This is a genomic window from Alphaproteobacteria bacterium, assembly GCA_030739735.1.
Lineage (GTDB): Bacteria > Pseudomonadota > Alphaproteobacteria > UBA7887 > UBA7887 > UBA7887.
Window position 1 is genome coordinate 1 of the sequence record JASLYQ010000030.1, and the last position, 22,405, is coordinate 22,405.

The window sequence follows — 22,405 nt, forward strand, 5'->3', positions numbered from 1 at the left end:
CCGTCGATCTGGTCGCACGCGAGCGCAAGGCCTCTACGAGTTTTATCCAGCGCCACCTTTGTATCGGCTACAATCGAGCGGCAAAGATCATCGAGCGTATGGAGGCGGAAGGTATGGTCGGTACTGCCAATCACGTGGGCAAGCGTGAGGTGCTGCTGCCCGAGCGGGGTTAGACCATATGAGACGTTGGCTTACCGCCCCCGCAACCACCTTTACCGAACTTTGGTAAACATCAGGAACAGCCGCTTCGTTAGAGGCGGCTTTTTTTGTTTGTGGACTGGTCTCCGCCAACTCGATCATGTTGACAATGTCGCCGACAAGATCGATCTCGAAGGCACCTTGCCCCAAGGGGGCGACGTCGATCCGCTCGATGATCCCGCGCAGGGTTTCTGCGGCCTCGGAACGGCTATTCGGCTCGTTGAGGGCCTCGTGTAGTTTCTCGACCTTGCGCCGATACAGTTCGGCGAGGTTGGGGTGAAGAATGGGTGCGGGCGGAGGCGCCGCATCGAGCTCGTTCTTCAGCGTGGTGAGCTCTGCCTCCATCTCTTCGATCTTGGTTTTCAGTCCCGGTGTGCGGAGTCCATCCGCAATGGCTACGTACAGGCCATCAAGACGTGCCGTAAGCTTTTCGAGTTCGCCGCTAACGATGTTTGGCAGAGCATCGGCTGGCGTGTTGACTCTAGCTATCGAGAATTAACCAAGCCAATATCTATACCTGCGGTCGTAAATCAACTCGAACGCTCCTCCCGACCGCCGACAATGGTGCTTAGCCGGCCAAATTGTCCGCCGTAATCAGGATGATCTCCGTTGAGGTATAGCGCGGCGGTTATCCAGGTTGGATGTCCCGCCGAAGGTTTAGTTTTGGGAACTCTTAGTATAGTCGTAGTTATGGCACCAGAAGAACAAACCATATTTTCTGTTCTTTTTCTGTAATCAGCCGACGCTAGCCCGGTACCGCAGGCAACCCTCAGCGTCTGGGTTGAGTTCTTGTCCAATTCACGACTTTGCAATCCGACGCTGGTGGAGCGACCCTGCCCCGCCAGCGTCACACCGTGAGGGCGGCGCAGGGTTACCACTTCTTCGGCATCCATACCAAAATAGATGCTATACAACGTGTAGTCGACAGCCACGTCTGCCCCGACCACGCCGCCAATCCTAAGTTGCGAGAATAGCAGCGAGGCCTTCGCGATAGCTAGGATAAGAGAGCGCAACGCCGAGCACTTCGTGCATGCGGCGATTATCGATGCGGCGGCTATCAGACCAAAGCTCCCGCGCCATGGCGGACATGCCGGCCTCGGCTTCCGCATACGGCACTAGCGGTGGCGGCTCCCGGCCAAGCAGAGTGCAGGCATGGGCCAGCACCTCGGCGTTCGACGCCGGCTCATCGTCACAGAGATTGTAGATTGCCCCCGCCTGTGGTGCAGCTATTGACGCCGCCACTGCGTCCGCCAGATCGTCGACGTGGATGCGCGAAAATTTCTGGCCTGGCTTGTCGATGCGTCGCAGCTTGCCGTTTACGATCTGATCAAGGGCGCTACGCCCCGGGCCGTAGATGCCGGCTGCACGGAATATCTGCACCGGTTTGCCCGCGCCCTCGCCGAGTGCCAACCAAGCCGCTTCTGCCGACGCCCTCCGGCACCCGCGCCCACTGACCGGCGCCACAGCATCGCTCTCCGCAGCAAGCCCTCCCCGACGGTCGCCATAGACGGCGGTGGACGAGATGTAGCCGATCCATTCCAGACTCTCGAGCGCAGCGATAGTTTCCGCCTGTGACGCAAGCACCACATCGCCATCCGCACGCGGCGCGATGCTCGTCAGCAGGTGCGTTGTGCCGGCCAGCGCCGCCGCATCGAGCGCATGGCTCTCGTTGAAGCGATAGGCTTCGGCGCCGAGCGCAGCGATCCAAGCACAACCGGCCGCATCGCGACGGCTGCCGGCCACCCACCAGTCTTCGCGAAGCATACGGCGCGTCACGGCGGCGGCACTGAAGCCGAGCCCAAAGCAGAACAATCGTGATTGGCTCATCGGTATTCCTTGAGGGCTTGCAAGGGGGTGGGGCAGTCACCAATGTAGGCGCCATGTTTCTACCCTCGCAAGCGCGTCGTATCCTAGCACTAGCGGCAATGGTCATGTTCGCTGGTAGCGCTTTTACTGCGGAACCTGGGCGTTACGAAGCCTGCCTGACGCTAGTCAAGCGCGACGCCGAGGCCGGGCTCGCCATAGCCCGCGACTGGTTGGCCGAAGCGCCGACCGCCACACCTGCCCGCCATTGCCTGGCAGTCGCCATGATCGATGCCGGGGAGATCGCGGAAGGGGTTGCCCAGCTTGCCCGCCTGGCGACCGACGACACTCTGCCGGCGCCGGTGCGGGGCGATCTGCACGGCCAGGCGGGCAATGGCTGGCTTATCGCCGGTCGACCTGATCTGGCAATCGCCGCCTTCGATTCGGCTCTGCTGGTGCATCGCGGCGACATCGAGCTGTTAATCGACCGCGCCCGAGCCCATGCCGGCGTCGGCGACTACTGGTCGGCGGTAGCCGATCTCGATGCCGCGCTCGACCGGGCGCCGGGCCGCGACGATGCGCTCGCCTTCCGGGCCGCGGCCTATCGCCGACTCGAAGTCTGGGAGCTTGCGACCGCTGACGCTGCGCGGGCGCTCGCCATCAATCCAGCCAATGTGGATGCCCTGGTCGAGCGTGCAATCCTGCGCCTATATGCGGACGACACGGCGGCAGCTCGCGCTGATTTTTCGCAGGTACTGCTACTGGCGCCGGACAATGCCGCCGCAGTGCTGGCGCGCCGCTTCCTCGCCGAGTTAGCCCGCTGACCATTCCGCGCATACGTCGTCATCCACGTCCGGTTCGTAGATAGCACGCAACTCTACGAACGCCTGCTCGGATAAGAGTCTAGACAGCGCCCAGATCGCCATGGCGCGCACCAGTGGCGAAGCGTCACCAAGGCAGGCTTTGGCACTTGTGGCAAGCTCGGTATATCCGCTGTTACCGATGGCGATGAGAACGTTGCGCAGAAAGTAATTTCGGCCCGTGCGCTTGACAGGCGACCCGGCGAACAGAGCGCGAAAGGCGGCATCGTCGAGCGCTGCCAGCTCGGCCAGCCGCGGGGCGCTCAGTACCTCGCGACAGATCAGTTTTGGCTCTGTCGTCGCCCGTGCGAATTTATTCCAGGGGCAAACCGCCAGACAATCGTCACAGCCATAGATACGGTTCCCCATAAGCGAGCGCAGCTCCCGCGGAATATGCCCCTTATGCTCGATAGTAAGATAGGAAATGCAGCGTCGTGCGTCGATCCGATAGGGCGCCGGCAGAGCGCCGGTTGGGCAAACATCGAGGCAGCGCCGACAACTGCCACAGCGGTTCTTGCCGGATGTATGGGCGGGCAATGTCAGCGTTGTAAGTACGGCACCAAGGAACAGCCAAGAGCCATGCTCACGCGAGACCAAGTTGGTATGTTTGCCCTGCCAACCGATGCCGGACGCGGCAGCGAGAGATTTCTCCATTAGCGGCGCGGTGTCACAGAATACTTTTGCCTCACCGCCAGTTTTTGCGATCAACCAGTGGGCAAGCTGTTTCAGCTTACCTTTAAGAATATCGTGATAGTCGCGGTTGCGGGCATAGACCGAGATGTTACCGCGATCGCGCCTATCGAGCAGTGCTAGTGGATCGTTAGCCGAAGCATAAGACAGCCCCACCATGATCGCGCTCCTTGCGTCCGACCACAACGCCCTGGGATGGCTCCGGCGTGCCAGAGTGTCCGCCAGCCAGTCCATGTCGCCGTACCAGCCCTCAGCGACGAACGCCGCAAGATCATCGCCGGCCGCTGTTTCGGGCCGGGTAATGCCGACGGCATCGAAGCCGGCGTCAAGCGCGCGCGCGCAGATTTGCTCAGAAATCGAGGTTGCCATAGTGGCGGGGCGGGGCAACGCCTGGCACGTAGTCCTCGAGCAGGGCACGGAAGGCGGGGCGCGACTTGATCTTGGCGTACCAGTCACGGGCCACTTCGTTGGCGGACCAGGTGACGTCACCAAGATAGTCGACCACGGAAAACTCGGCTGCCGCCACCAGATCGGCGCGGCTGAGCGCGTCGCCAGCCAACCAGCGACGGCGCTCGACAAGCCAGGCGATGTAGTCGAGGTGCGTGGTGATCGCAGCCTTGGCGAGCCGAATGATCTCAGAATCGGGATGGCCGCGGCGGAAGAAGCGCTTGAGAACTTTCTCGTCGAGCAACGGATGCACAACCTCGGCGTGGAAAGCACGGGCGAACCAGTCGCAGAGACGCCGGCATTCAGCGCGCGCAGCGGGCTCGCTGGCAATTAGTGACATGTCCGGCTGCACATCGTCGAGGTATTCAAGAATCGGCCCGGCGCCACAAACGGCGATAGCGCCCTCGCTGAAGACCGGCACCTCCCCGGCCGGGTTAAGTGCCAGGAACGCGTCCCGCCGCTCCCACACTGGCTCAGCGACCAGGCCACAGTCCCAGCCCTTCTCGGCCAGCGCGAGACGCACCGCACGACTACCCGCTGAAAGCGGTAGGTGATAAAGAATTCGCTCCTCAGACACAGCTCCCCCTCCACGTGCGTGTATCGTACCCTCCGGCCCGCCGCCGGTGCTAGCGCCGCGGTTGTGCCCTACTGGATAAATCTGGCAAAACAAGCAACATAAAAGGGGGTACAGGTGTGAGCCTCGTTCATCTGATCGTCGTCGCTCTGGTCCAGGGGATCACCGAGTTTCTACCCGTCAGCTCGTCCGGGCATCTGGCGTTGATCCCGATTCTGACTAGCTGGGACGACCAGGGGCGGGCCATCGATGTCGCAGCCCATATTGGCAGTCTCGGCGCGGTGCTAGTCTATTTTCGCCGCGACGTGGCCGCGCTCGCAGCAGCTGCCTTGGCGCTGCCGCGCGGGCGCTTACATCCGCAGCGGCGCCTACTGCTGCTGTTGTTGCTGGCGACCCTGCCGGCGGTAACCGCCGGCGCGGCGCTGGCAACCTGGGCCGGGGATGCCCTGCGCGAGATTGAGATTATTGCCTGGTCGATGACCTGGGGCGCGGTCTTGCTCTATTTTGCCGACCGATTCGGTCCAGCAGCGGACCGCATCGATGATATCGGCTGGTGCCGGGCGCTGGCAATAGGTTTGGCCCAAGTCTTGGCACTGGTGCCGGGCACAAGCCGGGCCGGTATCACCATGACAGCCGGTCGTCTGCTCGGCCTAGCGCGCGACGAGGCGGCGCGTTTCTCGATGCTACTGGCGATCCCGGTGATACTCGGTGCCGGCGTCCTAGAGGGCGCGTCGCTTGTGGCCGCTGAAGATGCCGGGCTCAGCGCTTCGGCGCTGCTGGCGGCGATGCTGTCATTCGCGGCGGCGCTAGCGGCGATCACGGTACTGATGCGCTGGCTGCGCCACGCCAGCTTCACACCGCTGGTGCTCTACCGCCTGGCCTTGGGCTTCTGCCTGTTAGGCTACGTCTACCTTTAGGCGCTGCGACTCGGTGCCAGGCCGCCGCCGCGACGATAGCGGGCGAGATAGGCGGGCACGATGGCTTCGAGCGCTGTCGGCGTGATGCCGAGATCAGCGAGGCGGCCAGCCTCGGCGCTATCGTTCACCACCGAATCGCTGGCTAGCTGGCGCACTTGATCGCGGGTTAACAGCGGCGTTGGCCAGAATTCCAGAAACCAGGCTTTGACGATCATCAGCGCCGCGGGCACTGGGAGCAGCGGACAGCGCCGTTCGGTTTCCGAAATGATATATTCAAGCAACTCACAGAAACTATAGACTCGCGGCCCGCCAAGCTCGAATACCCGGCCTGCCGTGCGACCGTCCTCAAGGGCGTGAACCGCCGCCGCCGCAATATCTTCCACGTGCACTGGCTGGAAACGCGTGTGGCCACCGTCTATCAACGGCAGCATCGGCGCAATGCGGGCCAGCGCTGCGAAGCGGTTGAAGAAATCATCGTCCGGGCCGAACATCAGACTGGGGCGCAGGATTGTTGCACCGGGAAACGCCGTCCTGACCGCGGCTTCGCCCTCTGTCTTGCTGCGACCGTACCGGGAGCCCGCAGCAGCGCCGAGGACTGAGACATGCAGCAACCGCCCGACCTCGGCCGCGGTGGCCGCCTTGGCCACGCGCTTTGCCGCCTGAGTATGAATCGCGTTGAACCGCTGTTGGCCACGCTCGTAAGGTATGCTGACCGTGTTGATGGCTACGTCCGAGCCTTCAAGCGTTGCCGCTACCGCCGCCCCGTCACGCAAATCGACCTGAATTGGCACCACCTGGCCAACATCGCCCATAGTACGCAAAAAGCGTGCGAGTACCGGCCTGCGCCAAGCCCTGGACGATGTGGCGGCCGAGAAATCCTGAGCCGCCGAAAACCGCTACCTGTGCGGCCGCCATGGACTCCCGTCACGTCTTCCTACGCATCTGCCGGCGGACAAGTCCGCCTGGGACGATGCCGAAACTTGCCCCAGGCGCAGTTGAGGTGCCAGCAGAAAGTGCGTTGACAGGCTCCCGGCCCACCGGTAGTGACTGCCTGCTGTCGCGCCCGTTTGAGCGATATCGCCGGCCCTGCCCAGGTGGCGGAATTGGCAGACGCGCTGGCTTCAGGTGCCAGTGACCGTAAGGTCGTGGAAGTTCGAGTCTTCTCCTGGGCACCATCGCCTGCGCCGCGCCGGCAGGCTAACCCCGCAGCGCTGGAGACCGCTTATGGCCGTGCACCTGCACCAGTTTGATCTCCCCGACGACGTGAGCTTCGCCGACCAGGTGGCCGTGGACACCGAGACCACCGGACTCGACCTCAACCGCGATCGGCTTTGCGTGGTACAGCTTTCGGCCGGCGACGGCGACGCCCACTTGGTGCATTTCCCTAGGCCCGAGTATAAGGCACCGAATCTTTGCCGCCTATTGGCCAACGAGAACGTCACCAAGCTGTTCCATTTCGCCCGCTTCGACGTAGCCATGCTAGGGCAGGCCATGAATGTGATCTGCCGCCCGGTCTATTGCACCAAGATCGCATCTAAGCTGGTGCGCACCTACACCGACCGCCATGGCCTCAAGGACCTCTGCTCCGAGTTGATTGGTGTCGATCTCTCCAAGAAGCAGCAAAGCTCTGACTGGGCCGCAGAGACCTTGAGCGAGGCGCAACAGGCCTATGCAGCAAACGATGTGCTGCACCTACACAAGCTGCGCGAGAAGCTTGATGCCATGCTCCAGCGGGAAGGCCGTGACGGTGTGGCTGAGGCATGCTTCGACTTTCTTGAAGTTCGTGCCGCGCTCGATCTCGCAGGCTGGGACGGCGAAGATATTTTCGCCCATTAACCAGCCTCTAAGGCCTTGAGGTGATTGATTTCGCGGGCCCCGAGCTCCATACTTCATTGCGTGATATGCAAGATTGGGGCCGCGAGAAAAAGTAGGGCGATTTGACCATATCGACAGACCTCGACGACGCGCCTGAGGCCATAAGCGAGTCCCCGCCGTGGGGCCCGGCAGAAGCCGTTACAGCAGGCCGCCAGGTTCTCGATGCCGAATCTCAGGCCCTGGCACGTCTTTCCGAGACCCTGGATGAGAATTTCGCCGCCGCTGTCGAAGCAATAGCGGACATCAAAGGGCATGTGGTGCTGACCGGCATGGGCAAGTCTGGGCACATCGCCCGGAAGATCGCGGCCACCTTAGCCTCCACCGGAACGCCCGCGATGTACGTCCATCCCGGCGAGGCGAGCCACGGGGACCTCGGCATGATCACCAGTGATGATGCCATCCTTGCCCTCTCCAATTCCGGTGAGACCGCCGAACTCAACGATATCGTCGAGCATGCGGCGCGCTTCCGCATCCCGCTGCTAGCCATCGTTGGCCGACCCAAAAGCACCCTAGGCAACAGTGCTGACGTGATATTGGTGCTGCCTAACATGCCCGAGGCCTGCCCCAACGGCATGGCGCCGACCACGTCGACAACGATGGCCTTGGCGATCGGCGACGCCCTGGCCGTGGCGCTGGTCGTGCGCAGCGGCTTCAACGGCGTCGATTTTCGGATGCTGCATCCGGGCGGCAATCTGGGCACGCGGCTGCGCACCGTCAGCGATCTGATGCACGGAGCAGAGCACATGCCCTTGGTGATGGCAGCCATGCCGATGGCGGATGCGCTGCTGGTCATGACGACCAAAAGCTTCGGCTGTGTCGGTGTAACAAACGACGAGGGCAACCTGATCGGGATCGTCACCGATGGCGATTTGCGTCGCCACATGGCACCCGACCTGTTGACGATGTCGGCCGGTGAGGTGATGACGCCCGATCCGAAGGTGATCGGCGGCAGACATCTTGCCGCCGAGGCGCTGTGGGTCATGAGTACGCGCGAAATCACCAGCCTGTTCGTGGTCGAGGACGGCCGCCCGGTGGGCATCCTACATCTGCACGATTGCCTGCGCGCGGGTCTTGCCTAATGGCCCGAGCCGAGTTTCTGCGCACCTGGCGGCGGCGACGCATTAGCAACGAGGAGTTGCGTACCGAGGCCGGCTATCGCCGCCGCCTAGTGCTCTTGCGCCTGGTGGTGCCGATAGCGGCGTTGGCGCTGCTGGCCTCGCTGGTCGCCTATCCTTTGATGAAGGAGACGGCTGGACGTTTCCGCCTCGATTTCGCTGAGTCCGGCTTCGCCATCACAGGACGCGACGAGATGCTCAATCCGCGCTTTGTCGGCACCGATTCGGCCAATCAATCCTATACGGTGACGGCGGAGACCGCGATGCGGCCCTCCGGCGATGACGATGTGATCTTTCTTGTCGCGCCTCAGGGCGATATTACCCTGGAAGATGGCGCCTGGCTGCTAGTTAGCGCTGACCAGGGACTGTTCGACCGCGAGGCCGAGACCTTGGAACTGGCCGGCTCGGTGAAGCTTTTCACCGACAGTGGCTTTACCGTTGATACGGACCAAGTCACATTCGACCTCAACCGTGGCAGCGCCGTCAGCAACCGCCCGACGCATAGCCAGGGACCTTGGGGATTGCTCGATTCTATCGGCTTCGAGTATCGCCCCGAGGGGCGCGTGTTTCACTTCGCCGATCGCCCGCGGCTCACGCTGTTCACCACGGACGAGGGTTGAGACGATGCGCAGAAGTCTTTGTGTTCTGACGTCCTTGCTGGTGCTGGTCAACACGGCCGCCGCCCAGTTTGAATCCGATTCCAATGCCCCGGTGGAGATCACCGCCGATACCATGGAATGGATGAACGAGAAAGGCATCGCAGTCGCGCGCGGCAATGCCGACGCTGTGCAGGGCCGCTACCGATTGCGCGCAGATGTACTCACGGCTTACATCGACCAGGGCGAAACCGCCGCGCCCAACCGCATTCGCCGCATCGATGCCGAAGGCAATGTGGTCCTGACCACGCCAACGGAAAGCGCGCGCGGCAAAGCCGGCGCCTATGACGTCGAGCGCCGGGTTGCCGTGCTCGAGGGGTCGGTCGTCCTCGTCCAGGGCAACAACGTGTTGCGTGGCGAGCATCTGACGATGGATCTGGTCAGTGGCCGCAGCACGCTGCAGGGCGATGCCTCTGGCGACATCCAGCCGGCCGGTGATGGCCGCGTGAAGATGATCTTCGAACCCGAAAGTGGAAATTGAGGCGCCCGTGGGCGATATTCCTCCCAAGGCTCCGCGCCTGGTAAGTGAAACCGAAGGCCTGAGCGCCGAGCGCCTGGGCAAGCGCTATCGCCGCCGACCGATATTGCGCGATGTTAGCCTGCGCGTGCAGCGCGGCGAAGCGGTCGGTCTACTGGGTCCCAACGGCGCCGGCAAGACCACCTGTTTTTATCTCATCACCGGTCTGCTCAGCCCCGATGCGGGGCGCATCAGCATCGACGGCCATGAGATCACCGACCTGCCCATGTACCGCCGCGCTCGTCTCGGTATCGGCTATCTACCGCAGGAGGCGTCGATCTTCCGCGGGCTCAGCGTCGAGGACAACATCCGCGCCGTGCTCGAGGTCGTGGAGCCGATCCACGAGCGCCGTGAGACCATGCTCGACGAGCTGCTGGCCGAGTTCTCGATCAGCCATCTCAGGCGCACCCCGGCCTTGGCCCTGTCCGGTGGCGAGCGCCGCCGTGTCGAGATCGCCCGCGCGCTCGCCTCGCAACCCAGCTTCATGCTGCTCGACGAGCCGCTAGCGGGCATAGACCCCATTGCTGTGGGCGAGATCCGCGATCTCATCTCGCACCTCAAAGATCGCGGCATCGGTGCGCTGATCACGGAGCACAATGTGCGTGAGACGCTCGATATCGTAGATCGGGCATACATTCTGCACGACGGCTCGGTGCTGATGGAAGGCGCGCCGGATGATGTCGTTGCCCATGAGGGCGTGCGTCAAGTCTATCTCGGCGACCGTTTCAGCCTCTGAGAGATGGCTGCCGCACAAAGACTAGAGCAAAGGCTGGGTCAGGGCCTGGTCATGACGCCGCAGCTGCAGCAGGCAATCAAGTTGCTGCAATATTCGAATATCGAGCTTTCCGCCTTCGTCGAGGAGGAGTTGGAAAAGAACCCGCTTCTCGAGCGCGCCGAGGACGGTCCGGTGTCGGCCGAGAACCTGATGGCGGACGCGCCCGGGGCACCAGACGAAGCGCCCGACGGCGAGGCCGAGCCCGTGGCCGACCGTGTCCTTCTGACCGGCTCGGAGACCCTGTCCAGCAACAGCGAGGCGCCGCTCGATGCCGACTACGCCAATGTCTATGACGGCGAACAGACGATCGCCGCCAGCACCCCCGAGTGGGGCGGTGGCGGACGCCGTGACTTTGCCGATTCGCTGGATCTTAGAGAGTCTCTGAGCAGACCCGAGAGCTTGCACGAACACCTTGATGCCCAGCTTCGCATCGATATCGCCGATTCCGTGGATCGCGTGATTGCTGCCAATCTAGTCGATATGGTCGATGATGCAGGCTATCTTGAAGGCGATCTTGGCGATCTTGCCGAGCGGCTCGCCTGCCCCCTAGCGCAGGTCGAGGCAGTGCTCGCCAAGGCGCAACGTTGCGACCCTGCCGGCGTATTCGCGCGCTCGCTCGCAGAATGTCTCGGCCCTCAGCTTGCCGCACGCGACCGACTCGACCCCACCATGGTGGCCTTACTCAAAAATCTCGACCTGCTTGCCACGCGGCAGCTTACGCAGCTTGCCGCCTTGTGTGAGGTCGACGAGGAAGAGCTCGCACTTATGGTTCACGAGCTACGCGAGCTCGATCCCAAACCGGGCTTAGCCTTCGCCAGCGAGACCTCGCAGACCGTGATCGCCGACGTAATCGTGAACCGCCACGCCAATGGCGGCTGGGCGGTGGAGCTTAATGCCGAGACCCTGCCGCGGGTGCTAGTCAACTGCCGCTACTATGCCGAGGTTTCGCGCGGCGCCTTTGCCAAGGAAGATCGCACCTATCTGGGGGAAAATTTTAAGAAAGCTAACTGGCTAGTGAAGGCGCTTGACCAGCGGGCCAACACCATCCTCAAGGTGACCAGCGAGATCGTGCGCCAGCAGGAGAGATTCCTATTGCACGGCGTACGTCACCTGCGCCCTTTAACCCTGCGCGACGTGGCCGAGGCCGTGACAATGCACGAAAGCACAGTAAGCCGCGTTACCAGCCACAAATACATCGCGACGCATCGCGGCACCTTCGAACTGAAATACTTTTTCACCTCGTCCATTCGGGGCCGGGCTGGCGGCGATGGAGTGTCCTCAGAGGCGGTGCGCGATCACATCCGCTCGCTGATCGATCAGGAGACCGCGGACGCGGTACTATCCGACGATCGCCTAGTCACGCTGCTACACGGCAACGGCATAGATATCGCCCGGCGTACTGTGGCCAAGTATCGGGAATCAATGAAAATTCCGTCTTCGGTGCAACGCCGCCGTCTGAAGCTCGCAAGCATCTGACCAAACGGCATTGACAGATACCCGCTCGGACCACTATTTTCCGCGCCCTCTGCGAGGAAAAGGGTGCCGACCGGGCCATCGCAAGTCGATTAATCAAACAAAATAAAGCGTATGCTATTAGCCGTCAGTGGCAAGCACATCGACGTGAAAGATTCACTACGTGCGCATGTGGATAAACGTTTGTCATCGGCCGTCGACAAGTATTTCGATCGCGCCATTGATTCGGTGGTGCAGTTCACAAAGGCTAGGCACCTGTACCGGAGCGACATCTCGGTGCACGCTGGGTACGGCATTCGCGTGCAGGCTCATGGTGAGGCCGATGATACCCAGGCCGCCTTCGATGCCGCGGCGAACCGCGTCGAGATGCGTCTGCGCCGCTATCACCGCCGCCTGACCGACCATCACGCCGACAAGTTCTATATAGAGACCGCGATCCCGGCCACACAGACAGTGCGGGCGGCTGAGCACATGGAGAACAGCTGATGGCCGGCGCGGCCCTGCTCTCGCCGGAGGCGGTGGTCGCCAATCTCAAGGCCACCAGCAAAAAGCAGGCGCTGCAGGCACTGGCCCGCCATGCCGGAAAGCTGACCGGCCTAGACGAGCGGCGCATTTTCAGCGTTCTGCTGGAGCGCGAGCGCCTCGGCAGCACCGGCTTGGGCGATGGTATAGCCATTCCCCATGCGCGCCTACGCGAGATTGACCGCCTATTCGGCTTTTTTGCACGCCTCGAAACCCCGGTCGATTTTGAAGCCATCGATAATGCGCCGGTAGACCTGGTCTTTCTGCTGCTAGCGCCAGAGTCCGCCGGCGCCGACCATCTCAAAGCCCTGGCAAAGGTCAGCCGCCTGCTGCGCAACAAGCCGAGCTGCGCCAAGCTGCGCGGCGCCGACAACGCCGAGGCCATTTACGCGGTTCTCGCCGAGCCTATTGCCAACCACGACGCAGCCTGAGGCGATTGACAGCGGCGGCCATCCGCCACAACCTTCCCCCCATGACCTCTATTCACGCCAGCTGTGTCGCCATCGGTGGTGCCGGAGTGCTCATCGAAGGTGCACCCGGCAGCGGAAAGTCCGACTTGGCGCTGCGCCTGATCGATGCTGGCGCGACCCTCGTCGCCGACGACCGGGTGCACCTGACACGCCGCAGCAGGGCCTTGCTCGCCAGCGGGCCAGCACCGTTGGCTGGCCTTACCGAGGTCCGTGGCGTTGGCATCGTGCGCCTGGCCCATGCCAGCGAAATCGCCGTTCGGCTGGCAGTTATGCTTACCGATATGCAGCCGGAACGCCTGCCGGAGCCGACAACACGCACATTGGCGGGGGTTACCGTTCCGGCCATCGCACTGGCCGCCTTCGAGGCTTCCGCTGCTGCCAAGGTCCGTGTAGCTCTTAAGGCGGTTCTCGACAATGGATCTTTCGCCGGCGCACTAGGCGAGGCTGTGCCGTGAGCGTTGGGCGCGTAATTCTTGTCACCGGGCTCTCGGGCGCCGGCAAGACGACGGCGCTGAAGACGCTCGAGGATCTTGGCTGGGAGGTAGTCGACAATCTGCCCCTCAGCTTGGTCAACAACCTGCTACCCGCCAGCCGTGATGCCGGGACCGCACTGGCGATCGGCATCGACGTGCGAACGCGAGATTTCCACACCGATTCCCTGTTCGCCGAGCTCGACGAGCTGATAGCGCAACCCGACCTCGACACGCGCCTCTTATTCCTCGATTGCGACGACGACACGCTGCGCCGCCGCTTCACCGAGACGCGCCGACCCCACCCGCTGGCCGACGATCGCCCAATCAACGACGGCATTCGCCACGAGCGCAACGTGATGTATCCGGTGCGCGCGCGCGCCGACCTCGCACTCGACACCTCGCAGCTCAGCCAGCCCGAGCTGCGCCGTGTGCTGGTTGGGCATTTCGCCCTCGAGGCGACGCCGGATCTGCGCGTCTTCATCACCTCCTTCGCTTTCCGCCGCGGCCTGCCGCGCGAGGCGGATTTGGTCTTCGACGTCCGCTTCCTGCGCAATCCGCACTATGTGGATGATCTAAAGTCTCTGACCGGCCGCGATACCGACGTTGCCGACTATGTGGCAGCGGATAACTCTTTCGCGCCCTTCTTCGACAATCTTGTGGGCTGGTTGCTACCGCTGCTGCCGCGCTATGCTGCGGAAGGCAAGAGCTATCTGACGATCGCCGTCGGCTGTACCGGCGGCCGACATCGCTCGGTCGCGGTGGCCGAGTACCTCGCGTCGCGCCTTAACGACGACGCTGTGGCCGTACAAATCGCCCATCGCGATGTCGATCGGCAGCAGACTTCGCACTAAATCAGGTATAAGACAGACCGCCCTTCGGGGATGGCAAGTCAGCCAAGGAACAGCGCAGCTATGATCGGTATCGTACTCGTCACCCACGGCCGCTTGGCGGAAGAGTTCGTTGCCGCCACTGAGCATGTGGTGGGCCCGCAGGAAGCCATGCGCAGCATCTGCATCGGCCCCGATGACGATATAGAGCAACGGCGAACGGAGATCATCGACGCCGTGGCCACAGTCGATCAGGGCGCCGGCGTGGTGATGCTGACCGACATGTTCGGCGGCACTCCATCGAATCTCGCCATCTCGATCATGGCCGAGGAGCATGTCGAAGTGATCGCCGGCGTGAACTTGCCGATGCTGATCAAGCTCGCCAGCGTGCGCGGCGAAAAGCCGCTCGCCGACGCAGTCTCCTGCGCCCAGGAAGCAGGGCGCAAATACATCAACGTCGCCAGCAGGCTACTTGCCGACGATGGCTAAAGACCGTAGGCTCGCAGCCAATAATCATAAGGAGCTCGGCTAATGCTGAAATCCGTTGCTTTCGCTTTCGCGCTGGCCCCGGCCGTAGTTCTTGCCAACCCCTTGGAGACCGAGGCTTGGCAGGACATTCTAGATCTTGAGTTCGGCGGCACTGAGGTTGTTTACGACGACAGCGTCTCACTGGTCATCCCCCAAAGCGTAGAGGAAGCCTTCAGCGTGCCCGTGGTGCTCGATTTTCGCGACACGGCCTATGAGGTGGCCGAAATCGCGCTGTTCGTCGAGAACAACCCCTTTCCGCAGGTCGCACGCATTTATCCGCAACAGCCCATTAATGCCATCGGCTTCAACATCCGCCTCGAGCAGACGACCCCGGTGCGCCTCGCCGCTATGGACCCGGACGGGGTCTGGCACGTCGTCCATAGCGAGGTCTATGTCGGCACGCCAGGCGGCTGCCAGGGAGCACCGCCACGCAGCTATATGGCCTTGGGTGAGATCGCGATGCGCCAGTTCGTACGCCCCGACGGCAATAGTCGCCTGAAGGTCAAGGTCGGCCATCCCATGCATACCGGCCTGGTGATCAATGAGGCGACTGGCGATGTGGTGCCGGCCCATTACATCGACCGCATGAGCGTAGGAAGCGAAGCCGGCGAGGTAGCGAAAATGCTGCTTTGGGCCTCAATCGCCTCCGATCCCGCGTTCATGTTAGATTTGCCGAATAGGCTGCAGACGGTGCGCGTGAGGGTCGCCGACACCGAGGGCGACGATTTCGCCATTGATGCTCAGCCGACCACGATCCCGCGTGGCTACGAGCCCGGCGAAAGGTCCAGCGACAACACCATGTAGCCGGGTTTAGCCGCTCGAGGGCAGGCACACCTTTATTTCCGGTGCCAGTTGAGATCGAACAGACGCGGATGCGCGGGTCTTTGAGGCTCCGCCAGCTGGTCAGCGGATGGCCGTGCAGCATCTGGTTGACGGGTCCGAAGCCCTTTTTGGTCGAGCTCTCACTTTTGGACGCCCTCCGGCAAGTTACAATGGGCGTGGCGCGCGATGATGCCCTAGACGTGGGACAAAGAGATTCACGACTTCATGACCGGACTTTCCCGATATGTTTCGCCAGCCGGCGCGATAGAGCAATGATGTTCCGCTTTAAACGCGGAAGCTATAACCGCCGAGCACCTATCTGAGAAAGCCGCCTGTGGACCGGTCCCGCGTTTCCGCTATTCTACTCCTAGGGCTGCCCATTGTTGGCGGCATGACCTCACAGACCCTGTTCAACCTGGTCGACACCGCCATGGTGGGGCAACTTGGCACCGAGGCACTGGCTGCCGTCGGTGTCGGCGGTTTCGTCAATTTCCTCAGCGTGGCCCTGGTCATGGGGCTTTCGGCTGGCGTGCAGGCCATGTCTTCGCGGCGCAAGGGCGAGGGCCGTGACAGCGAGACCGCGGTGCCACTCAACGGTGGCCTGGTGCTGGCGCTGGTGCTGGCCTTTCCGGCGACAGCCATATTGCAGGCGTTCGCCACTAACATTTTTGCCCTAGTCAACGAGGATCCGGCCGTAATTGCCCTCGGTGTGCCCTATTTCGAGGCAAGACTCTTCGCCATGCTCGGCGTCGGCATCAATTTTGCCTTTCGCGGCTTCTGGAACGGCATCAGCCTCAGCATAGTCTATCTGCGCACGCTGTTGATCATGCAGATTTCAAACATCGTGCTCAATTACGGGCTTATCTTCGGTGCCTTCGGCTTACCGGAGATGGGCACCACGGGGGCCGGTGTGGGCAGCGCCATCGCCACCTATATCGGCGCCCTGACCTATATGTGGATGGCCTGGCGGCGGGCACGCCCGCATGGCTTCCTCGCGGCCATGCCCTCACGCGATACGATGCTAACCATGCTGCGGCTGTCGCTGCCCTCCTCGGCGCAACAGTTCTTTTTCGCCGGCGGCCTGACAGCGCTGTTCTGGATCGTCGGCCAAGTCGGCACGCCTGAGGTGGCGGCGGCCAACGTGCTAATCAATCTCACCTTGGTGATCATCCTGCCAGGCCTGGCGCTGGGGCTCGCCGCTGCCTCGCTGGTCGGCCAAGCCCTCGGCGCCAGAGATCCAGTCGATGCCCATCGCTGGGGCTGGGACGTGATTAAAGTCGCGGCGGTGATCATGGCCGTACTCGGCCTGCCCATGGCGGTGGTACCAGAGCTGATCCTCTCGGGCTTCATTACAGATGTAGAAACACGCGCCCTGGCGATACCGCCCTTACGCCTGGTTGGCATTGTCATTGCCTTTGACTCGGTCGGCATGGTGTTGCAGAACGCCATGCTCGGCGCCGGTGCCGTGCGCACCGTCATGACCGTCTCGATCGTCACCCAGTGGGGCATCTTCCTACCCGTCGCCTGGTTGGTCGGCCCGCAGCTCGGTTATGGCCTGTTCGGCATCTGGGTCTGCCAGAGCGGCTGGCGGCTGCTGCACTCGTCCGCCCTCGCCATTCTCTGGGAACGGCGCGGTTGGACGAAGATTAAGATTTAGCCGGCCATCAACTCGCCTAGCGCTCGCAGCACGATCGAGTTTTCCTCCTCGGTGCCAAGGGAGAAACGCAGACATTTGGGCAGGCCGTAATTGTCGAGCCGTCTCGGCACAATCCCGCGAGCGAGCAGGAAGGCGTAGGCATCCGCCGCAGTATGGCCGGGCGCCTCGGGGAACTCGACAAGCACAAAATTGGCGGCAGAAGGATGTACGTGTAGGCCAAGGCCGCCGATTCCCGTCTCCAGACGCGGGATCCAGCGCTCGTTGAAGGTCGCCGCGCGTTCCAGAAACTCGCTATCTCGCAACGCCGCGATGCCGGCGGCCTGAGCTGGCGCGTTGACGTTGAACGGCCCGCGGATGCGGTTAACCACGTCAACCACGCTTTCTGGCGCGTACATCCAGCCCAGTCTCAATGCACACAACCCATAAATTTTCGAGAACGTGCGCGTCATCACCACATTATCACCCTCATCGACCAGGGCACGGCCGTCCTCGTAGTCGTCGCGCCGCATGTATTCGGCATAGGCCGCGTCGATCACCAGCAGCGTGTGCTCGGGTAGGCCCGCGCGCAGCCGACGCAGCTCGGCGCTCGGGATGTAAGTGCCGGTAGGATTGTTGGGATTGGCCAGATAGCAGATGCGCGTACGCTCTGTAGCGCGGGCCAGCAGCGCATCAACATCCGCCGTATAGCCACTCTCGGGCGTGATCACCGGCGTCGCACCTTGCGCCTGGGCTGCGATCTTGTAGATGGCGAAGGCGTGTTCTGTGATCAGCACCTCGTCACCAGTTGCAGCATACGCCTGGGCTAACAGTGTCAACAGCTCGTCCGAGCCGTTACCGCAGGTGATGCGCGCGGCTGCCATGCCGTTATGTTCGGCGAGCGCGTCGCGCAGGTCCCAGGCGCCACCATCAGGATAGCGGTGCAGGCGCTCGGCGATTTCAAGATAGGCTGCGGTCGCCAAGGGGCTTGAACCGAGCGGTGTCTCGTTCGAGGACAAAAGGATCAGACGGTCACCGCCCTCGGCGCTTTGCCGCCCCGGCACGTAGGGCGTGATATCGAGAATGCCAGAGCTTACGCTGAGCTTACTCATGGTTCCGACTCTGCTGGAAGATCTTGCGGCCGGCGGACCATAGCGCCGCGGCGGCGTTTTGGCGAGGCCGCAATCCAGTCTGAATAGCCAACCCGCTCACCGTCAACCCAAAGCGCGTGCTGTGGAACCCTCACTTGCCAAATTTATTGTGCCGGAATGGTCCAACGGAGCGATCTCGAAACCCGTTGTGTCCCGTCTGCTGAAGATCGGGGCCACATGTGACGGTTCGTACCAAGGCGATGGCGGCGAGCTAGACCGTCGAAATCAGCGCTCACAGCACTCTGATCGCTTAATAGGAACTTGCCCATACCGGTCTCCCTTGTTTCTCTCTCAAAATAGACACAGGCATGTCCGAAAGTGCCGCCATGGCGCAAATGCACCAAGGCTTGCCACAAAGGCGCCCATTTGGGACAACCTAGCGGCCCATATTTAAAGGAGACGCTCCATGCTGCTCCACGGCAACCCATTTTCGCCCTTCGTGCGCAAGGTTCTGGTTCTGGCCCATGAGACGGGCCTGGCCGAGCAGATTGAGCATCGCCACGCATCGATGACACCGCTCTCACCCGATCCGGCGCTAACGCCGGTTAATCCACTCGGCAAAGTACCGACTCTGGTGTGCGATGACGGCCGGGTGCTCTACGATTCACGGGTTATCTGCGACTTTCTCGACGGGTTGCACAAGGGTCCGCGTCTACTGCCCGCGGCAGGCCCTATACGGCTTGATGTATTGCGCCGCCAGGCGCTCGCGGACGGTCTGATGGATGCGGCGGTGCTGCTGCGCTATGAAACCGTGCTGCGGCCCGCCGCGCTGCGGTGGCCCGAGTGGATCGCCGGCCAGTGGGGCAAGATCGACCGCGCCGTCGAGGCCATGGCAGCCGAGTCCGTGAACACCAGCATCGACCTCGGCACGCTGGCCACGGCCTGCGCGCTGGCCTATCTCGACATCCGCTTTCCCGAGCATGGTTGGCGCCAGAACCGCGCAGATCTTGCCGCCTGGTTCTCCTCCCTATCGGAGCGCGCCGCGATGATGGCAACCCGCCCACCCACGGAAGAATAAGAAAACGGTAGAACGACGGACCCCGCCCAGCGGACACAAGATCACGATCGTGACGGCGCTACCACAGACGGCCAGCCGGAATATGCGCTCGCATGCCTGGCTCCGTGTCCTATACTGGCACCATGAGCGAGGCGCCGCATGTTTTAGTGGTCGATGACGACGATCGCCTGCGCGCCCTATTGCGGCGCTATCTGATCGGGGGTGGCTTTCTCGTCACCACAGCGGCGAATGCAGCAGAGGCGCGCGCGCGCCTACGCGGCCTGCGTTTCGACGTCATCGTGCTTGACGTCATGATGCCCGGCGAGGACGGCATGGGCTTCACACGCTGGCTGCGCGAGGATGACCGTACACCGGTGCTTATGCTTACTGCGCAGGATTCGGTCGATAACCGCATCGCCGGACTCGACAGCGGCGCTGACGACTATCTCGTCAAGCCTTTCGAGCCGGGCGAACTGTTGGCGAGACTGAAAGCGATATTGCGCCGTGTGCGAGCCTTTCCCGGCGTGCGTTTTGGCGCCTTTATCTTCAACGCGCGCACGGGTGCCCTGCATGAGGGAGAACAGCCGGTACCGCTGACCTCTTCAGAGGAGGCGCTGCTGCGCGCCCTGGCCGAACACCCCGGTGAGGTGCTCGCCCGCGAGACCCTCGGTACCGGGGCGGGGACGCGCGCCATCGATGTACAGATCACCCGCTTGCGGCGCAAGATCGAGCCTGACCCACGCCGTCCGCGCTATCTGGTCACTGTGCGCGGCGAAGGCTACAGCCTGCGCACTGACGATGCCGGGGCGCGCGAGCTATGAGACCCCTTCGGCGCTTTCTGCCGGGCGGGTTGTTCGGCCGCTCGCTCTTGATCGTCATGGTACCATTGGTTTTGCTGCAGGCGGTCTCAGCCTACATTTTCTATAGCCGCCATTGGGAGGACGTAGGCCGCCGCTTGGCGCTCGGCCTGGCCGGCGAGATTGCGCTCTTGATTGATGCCGTCAAGGCCGATGGTAGCCAGGTCAACGCCTCCTGGCTGATCAACCGCGCTCGCCTCGACATGGCGGTCGAGGCTGCTTTCGAGCCCGGTGTCACGCTGCCCGATCGGCCATCGCACGTGTTCTTCGGTCCCGTCGACCAGACCCTCGCCCGGGTTCTACCGGAGCGCATCTCCCACCCCTACCAGTTCGACACCCACAGCAATCCCGACCGGATCAGTATCGCCGTCGAGCTAGCGACTGGTGTACTCACCGTTTCGGCATCACGCAAGCGTCTGTTCAGCAGTACAATCTATGTATTCATTCTCTGGATGGTCGGTACATCGCTGGTGCTTCTGACGCTGGCCATCTATTTTCTGCGTCGGCAAATCCGCCCTATCCGGGCCCTGGCGCATGCCGCCGACGGCTTTGGCAAGGGCGTGCTGATCGCCGACTTCAAACCATATGGCGCCACGGAGGTGCGCCAGGCTGCTCGCGCCTTCTTGCGCATGCGCGAGCGCATCCGTCGCCAGTTGACCCAACGCACGGAGATGCTGGCGGGTGTCAGCCACGATTTGCGCACGCCTCTGACACGAATGAAGCTGCAACTCGAGATGGATGCCGATGCCGGAGCCATTGCTGCCCTTAAGGCCGACGTCACCGATATGGAACGCATGATCGAGGGCTATCTTGCCTTCGCTCGTGGCGAAGACAGTGAGGAAACGACTGAAGTAACGCTCGCCGATTTATTGGCGGAAGTGGCTGCGGACGCCAAGCGCAACGACATCGCGCTAACGCTCGGCGGGGTGCCCGACGGCGTCATGCTGGCGCTGCGCCGGAACGCTGTCAAGCGCGCCCTGACCAATCTCATCGACAACGCAGCGCGCTACGGTAGCCGTGTCAACCTCGCTGCAACCTTGGGGCAAGAGACCTTATCGATCACGATCGACGACGACGGTCCGGGTATTCCCGCCGAAAGCCGTGAGGCGGTGCTCAAACCTTTCTTCCGCCTCGACCCCTCGCGTAATCCGGACACCGGCGGTGTCGGTTTGGGCCTCTCGATCGCTACAGACGTGATGCGCAACCATGGCGGCGACTTGCGGCTTGAAGATGCGCCGCTAGGCGGCTTGCGCGCTCACGCGACACTTCCGATTTGACAGAACAGGCGGTACACATCAGCGGATCTTGAGCCACCGATTCTGTGATAACACTATTCGCACATCATGGTGCAGGTTTGCGATGCTTACTCTGTGGGTGGATTACCATCAACCTTTGGGACATCACCCTTTAGCTCCGCACATGGAAGTTGGTGGGTTCCCCAAATTTGGATTTCTGGCTTCAGCCACGTGGCATCGTCTAGAGTGCCTGCCTTGATGAACAGCAGGTCTGGTAACAATCCAGCATCGCTAAAGATAGGCGACCCGCAGTTACCGCAGAACTTGCGATACATATACTGGCCGCTTTCTGTGGTGTCCTCGTACGATTTTAATTCAGCACCGGTCACTGCCAAACTCTCTCTCGGCACCGCCAATACTACGGAAAAAGCTGATCCTGCTTGTTTCTGGCAATGCTTACAGTGACAAATCGCAGTCAGAACGGGCTCACTATCGCTCTTGTAACGGACCGCACCACAAAGACAGCCACCTTCTACCTGTGCCATTATTTTATTCCCCCAACAAAGTTTACACTAGTCATCCAATTTTTCCCCCGCTTGGCTGCGGCTGATAATTCTATATCTTGCTTGCACACAATCGCAAATGGTGTCCTGAGTGAGAATGAAACATCGCGTTTCCTATCGGTTTTCTTGTTTTTAGCACGCGGCGGCCAGATGCTCCGTCGCCACCGAAGCGGCATTGACTTCCCATAGGAGTCCAAATCCGTGCAGCGCCCTGGCAGGCATCAAGAACGGGAACAGCTTCTTCGACGAGGCCGTTGCGCACACGGTATAGAGCTGTTCACTGGTCGCAGGTTAGCCGACTGAACCAACCGTTTAAATATCGCACTTTTGTTGCGATCGGACCGATCTCCTGACCTGGGCCCCTTGGCTCCCTCACTCATAAGGAGAGTCCTGGTTCTGCATAACGCATTGTCGAAGGGTTGGCACG

The 22,405-nt window shown here is 62.0% G+C and carries 26 protein-coding genes, 1 tRNA gene and 1 pseudogene; 21 read left to right on the top strand and 7 right to left on the bottom strand.

Going from position 1 to position 22,405, the window contains the following annotated elements; all coding sequences use genetic code 11:
- Both QF629_12260 and QF629_12265 read left to right on the top strand, forming a co-directional pair.
- Positions 1–173, top strand: a 173-nt coding sequence (locus QF629_12260) for a DNA translocase FtsK (GenBank protein ID MDP6014297.1), incomplete at its 5' end; no start/stop codon positions are given.
- A gap of 97 nt (positions 174–270) precedes the next feature.
- Positions 271–435 (top strand): hypothetical protein, encoded by a 165-nt coding sequence (locus QF629_12265; GenBank protein ID MDP6014298.1) that lies wholly within the window; start codon positions 271–273, stop codon positions 433–435.
- 293 nt (positions 436–728) lie between these two features.
- Here QF629_12265 and QF629_12270 read toward each other — a convergent pair whose 3' ends face one another.
- Together QF629_12270 and QF629_12275 are read right to left on the bottom strand one after the other, a co-directional pair.
- Positions 729–1,145, bottom strand: a complete 417-nt coding sequence (locus tag QF629_12270) for a hypothetical protein (protein MDP6014299.1) — start codon at positions 1,143–1,145, stop codon at positions 729–731.
- Between the two features lie 10 nt (positions 1,146–1,155).
- Positions 1,156–2,025 carry an SDR family NAD(P)-dependent oxidoreductase gene (locus QF629_12275; GenBank protein MDP6014300.1) on the bottom strand — a complete coding sequence of 290 codons (870 nt, stop codon included), beginning with the start codon at positions 2,023–2,025 and terminating at the stop codon, positions 1,156–1,158.
- Between QF629_12275 and QF629_12280 the strand changes: the two genes are divergently transcribed.
- On the top strand, positions 2,013–2,825 hold the full coding sequence (locus QF629_12280; protein MDP6014301.1) for a tetratricopeptide repeat protein: 813 nt from the start codon (positions 2,013–2,015) through the stop codon (positions 2,823–2,825). The genes QF629_12275 and QF629_12280 overlap by 13 nt on opposite strands.
- Here QF629_12280 and queG read toward each other — a convergent pair.
- On the bottom strand, positions 2,814–3,920 hold the full coding sequence (queG, locus tag QF629_12285; GenBank protein ID MDP6014302.1) for a tRNA epoxyqueuosine(34) reductase QueG: 1,107 nt from the start codon (positions 3,918–3,920) through the stop codon (positions 2,814–2,816). The genes QF629_12280 and queG overlap by 12 nt on opposite strands.
- On the bottom strand, positions 3,901–4,575 hold the full coding sequence (locus QF629_12290) for a glutathione S-transferase family protein (protein MDP6014303.1): 675 nt from the start codon (positions 4,573–4,575) through the stop codon (positions 3,901–3,903). The genes queG and QF629_12290 overlap by 20 nt, the downstream gene beginning before the upstream one ends.
- A gap of 116 nt (positions 4,576–4,691) precedes the next feature.
- Here QF629_12290 and QF629_12295 point away from each other — a divergent pair, with 116 nt between their 5' ends.
- On the top strand, positions 4,692–5,489 hold the full coding sequence (locus QF629_12295; protein MDP6014304.1) for an undecaprenyl-diphosphate phosphatase: 798 nt from the start codon (positions 4,692–4,694) through the stop codon (positions 5,487–5,489).
- Here QF629_12295 and QF629_12300 read toward each other — a convergent pair.
- Positions 5,486–6,404 (bottom strand): annotated as a pseudogene (locus tag QF629_12300) (complex I NDUFA9 subunit family protein). The gene QF629_12295 and the pseudogene QF629_12300 sit on opposite strands and share 4 nt — an antisense overlap.
- Positions 6,405–6,577: 173 nt before the next feature.
- Between QF629_12300 and QF629_12305 the strand changes: the two are divergent.
- The 14 genes from QF629_12305 (at position 6,578) to QF629_12370 (ending at position 17,199) form a co-directional block, all read left to right on the top strand.
- Positions 6,578–6,664, top strand: a tRNA-Leu gene (locus QF629_12305).
- Positions 6,665–6,713: 49 nt separating this feature from the next.
- On the top strand, positions 6,714–7,325 hold the full coding sequence (locus tag QF629_12310) for a ribonuclease D (GenBank protein MDP6014305.1): 612 nt from the start codon (positions 6,714–6,716) through the stop codon (positions 7,323–7,325).
- A gap of 140 nt (positions 7,326–7,465) precedes the next feature.
- Positions 7,466–8,443, top strand: a complete 978-nt coding sequence (locus QF629_12315; GenBank protein ID MDP6014306.1) for a KpsF/GutQ family sugar-phosphate isomerase — start codon at positions 7,466–7,468, stop codon at positions 8,441–8,443.
- Complete coding sequence (locus QF629_12320) at positions 8,443–9,099, top strand: hypothetical protein (protein MDP6014307.1); 657 nt, start codon at positions 8,443–8,445, stop codon at positions 9,097–9,099. The genes QF629_12315 and QF629_12320 overlap by 1 nt, the downstream gene beginning before the upstream one ends.
- 40 nt (positions 9,100–9,139) lie before the next feature.
- Entirely contained in the window at positions 9,140–9,616 is a 477-nt protein-coding gene (locus tag QF629_12325) for an LptA/OstA family protein (protein MDP6014308.1), read from the top strand.
- A gap of 7 nt (positions 9,617–9,623) precedes the next feature.
- On the top strand, positions 9,624–10,388 hold the full coding sequence (gene lptB, locus QF629_12330; protein ID MDP6014309.1) for an LPS export ABC transporter ATP-binding protein: 765 nt from the start codon (positions 9,624–9,626) through the stop codon (positions 10,386–10,388).
- A 3-nt stretch (positions 10,389–10,391) separates the two neighbouring features.
- Positions 10,392–11,903: an RNA polymerase factor sigma-54 gene (gene rpoN / locus QF629_12335; GenBank protein MDP6014310.1), complete on the top strand. Its 1,512-nt coding sequence runs from the start codon at positions 10,392–10,394 to the stop codon at positions 11,901–11,903.
- Positions 11,904–12,014: 111 nt separating this feature from the next.
- The gene (raiA, locus tag QF629_12340; protein MDP6014311.1) at positions 12,015–12,386 is read left to right on the top strand and encodes a ribosome-associated translation inhibitor RaiA; all 372 of its coding nucleotides are present in this window, start codon (positions 12,015–12,017) and stop codon (positions 12,384–12,386) included.
- Positions 12,386–12,853, top strand: a complete 468-nt coding sequence (gene ptsN / locus QF629_12345) for a PTS IIA-like nitrogen regulatory protein PtsN (protein ID MDP6014312.1) — start codon at positions 12,386–12,388, stop codon at positions 12,851–12,853. Before raiA ends, ptsN begins: the two co-directional genes overlap by 1 nt.
- Positions 12,854–12,894: 41 nt before the next feature.
- Positions 12,895–13,347, top strand: coding sequence for an HPr kinase/phosphatase C-terminal domain-containing protein (locus QF629_12350; protein MDP6014313.1), 453 nt, complete (start codon positions 12,895–12,897; stop codon positions 13,345–13,347).
- Positions 13,344–14,216 carry an RNase adapter RapZ gene (gene rapZ / locus QF629_12355; protein MDP6014314.1) on the top strand — a complete coding sequence of 291 codons (873 nt, stop codon included), beginning with the start codon at positions 13,344–13,346 and terminating at the stop codon, positions 14,214–14,216. The genes QF629_12350 and rapZ overlap by 4 nt, the downstream gene beginning before the upstream one ends.
- Positions 14,217–14,276: 60 nt before the next feature.
- Positions 14,277–14,681 (top strand): PTS sugar transporter subunit IIA, encoded by a 405-nt coding sequence (locus QF629_12360; protein MDP6014315.1) that lies wholly within the window; start codon positions 14,277–14,279, stop codon positions 14,679–14,681.
- Between the two features lie 42 nt (positions 14,682–14,723).
- On the top strand, positions 14,724–15,524 hold the full coding sequence (locus QF629_12365) for a quinoprotein dehydrogenase-associated SoxYZ-like carrier (GenBank protein ID MDP6014316.1): 801 nt from the start codon (positions 14,724–14,726) through the stop codon (positions 15,522–15,524).
- 352 nt (positions 15,525–15,876) lie between these two features.
- Positions 15,877–17,199, top strand: coding sequence for an MATE family efflux transporter (locus QF629_12370; protein MDP6014317.1), 1,323 nt, complete (start codon positions 15,877–15,879; stop codon positions 17,197–17,199).
- On the opposite strand, the gene hisC is transcribed toward QF629_12370, so the two are convergent.
- The gene (gene hisC, locus QF629_12375; protein ID MDP6014318.1) at positions 17,196–18,287 is read right to left on the bottom strand and encodes a histidinol-phosphate transaminase; all 1,092 of its coding nucleotides are present in this window, start codon (positions 18,285–18,287) and stop codon (positions 17,196–17,198) included. The genes QF629_12370 and hisC overlap by 4 nt on opposite strands.
- Positions 18,288–18,732: 445 nt before the next feature.
- Here hisC and QF629_12380 point away from each other — a divergent pair, with 445 nt between their 5' ends.
- The 3 genes from QF629_12380 to QF629_12390 all read left to right on the top strand — a co-directional run bounded on the left by QF629_12380 (position 18,733) and on the right by QF629_12390 (position 21,457).
- Positions 18,733–19,344, top strand: a complete 612-nt coding sequence (locus tag QF629_12380; GenBank protein ID MDP6014319.1) for a glutathione S-transferase N-terminal domain-containing protein — start codon at positions 18,733–18,735, stop codon at positions 19,342–19,344.
- Positions 19,345–19,436: 92 nt separating this feature from the next.
- Positions 19,437–20,144: a response regulator gene (locus tag QF629_12385; protein MDP6014320.1), complete on the top strand. Its 708-nt coding sequence runs from the start codon at positions 19,437–19,439 to the stop codon at positions 20,142–20,144.
- The gene (locus QF629_12390; protein ID MDP6014321.1) at positions 20,141–21,457 is read left to right on the top strand and encodes an ATP-binding protein; all 1,317 of its coding nucleotides are present in this window, start codon (positions 20,141–20,143) and stop codon (positions 21,455–21,457) included. The genes QF629_12385 and QF629_12390 overlap by 4 nt, the downstream gene beginning before the upstream one ends.
- Before the next feature lie 86 nt (positions 21,458–21,543).
- Here the strand turns inward: QF629_12390 and QF629_12395 are convergent, their stop codons facing one another.
- Positions 21,544–21,960 (bottom strand): GFA family protein, encoded by a 417-nt coding sequence (locus tag QF629_12395; protein ID MDP6014322.1) that lies wholly within the window; start codon positions 21,958–21,960, stop codon positions 21,544–21,546.
- Between the last annotated feature and the right edge of the window lie 445 nt (positions 21,961–22,405).

Excerpts from the sequence above, each read along its gene's own strand:
- QF629_12275 (MDP6014300.1), bottom strand. The coding sequence starts at position 2,025 with ATGAGCCAATCACGATTGTTCTGCTTTGGGCTCGGCTTCAGTGCCGCC.
- queG (MDP6014302.1), bottom strand. The coding sequence starts at position 3,920 with ATGGCAACCTCGATTTCTGAGCAAATCTGCGCGCGCGCGCTTGACGCC.
- QF629_12310 (MDP6014305.1), top strand. The coding sequence starts at position 6,714 with ATGGCCGTGCACCTGCACCAGTTTGATCTCCCCGACGACGTGAGCTTC.
- QF629_12320 (MDP6014307.1), top strand. The coding sequence starts at position 8,443 with ATGGCCCGAGCCGAGTTTCTGCGCACCTGGCGGCGGCGACGCATTAGC.
- rpoN (MDP6014310.1), top strand. The coding sequence starts at position 10,392 with ATGGCTGCCGCACAAAGACTAGAGCAAAGGCTGGGTCAGGGCCTGGTC.
- raiA (MDP6014311.1), top strand. The coding sequence starts at position 12,015 with ATGCTATTAGCCGTCAGTGGCAAGCACATCGACGTGAAAGATTCACTA.
- ptsN (MDP6014312.1), top strand. The coding sequence starts at position 12,386 with ATGGCCGGCGCGGCCCTGCTCTCGCCGGAGGCGGTGGTCGCCAATCTC.
- QF629_12350 (MDP6014313.1), top strand. The coding sequence starts at position 12,895 with ATGACCTCTATTCACGCCAGCTGTGTCGCCATCGGTGGTGCCGGAGTG.
- QF629_12360 (MDP6014315.1), top strand. The coding sequence starts at position 14,277 with ATGATCGGTATCGTACTCGTCACCCACGGCCGCTTGGCGGAAGAGTTC.
- QF629_12365 (MDP6014316.1), top strand. The coding sequence starts at position 14,724 with ATGCTGAAATCCGTTGCTTTCGCTTTCGCGCTGGCCCCGGCCGTAGTT.
- hisC (MDP6014318.1), bottom strand. The coding sequence starts at position 18,287 with ATGAGTAAGCTCAGCGTAAGCTCTGGCATTCTCGATATCACGCCCTAC.
- QF629_12380 (MDP6014319.1), top strand. The coding sequence starts at position 18,733 with ATGCTGCTCCACGGCAACCCATTTTCGCCCTTCGTGCGCAAGGTTCTG.
- QF629_12385 (MDP6014320.1), top strand. The coding sequence starts at position 19,437 with ATGCCTGGCTCCGTGTCCTATACTGGCACCATGAGCGAGGCGCCGCAT.
- QF629_12390 (MDP6014321.1), top strand. The coding sequence starts at position 20,141 with ATGAGACCCCTTCGGCGCTTTCTGCCGGGCGGGTTGTTCGGCCGCTCG.
- QF629_12395 (MDP6014322.1), bottom strand. The coding sequence starts at position 21,960 with ATGGCACAGGTAGAAGGTGGCTGTCTTTGTGGTGCGGTCCGTTACAAG.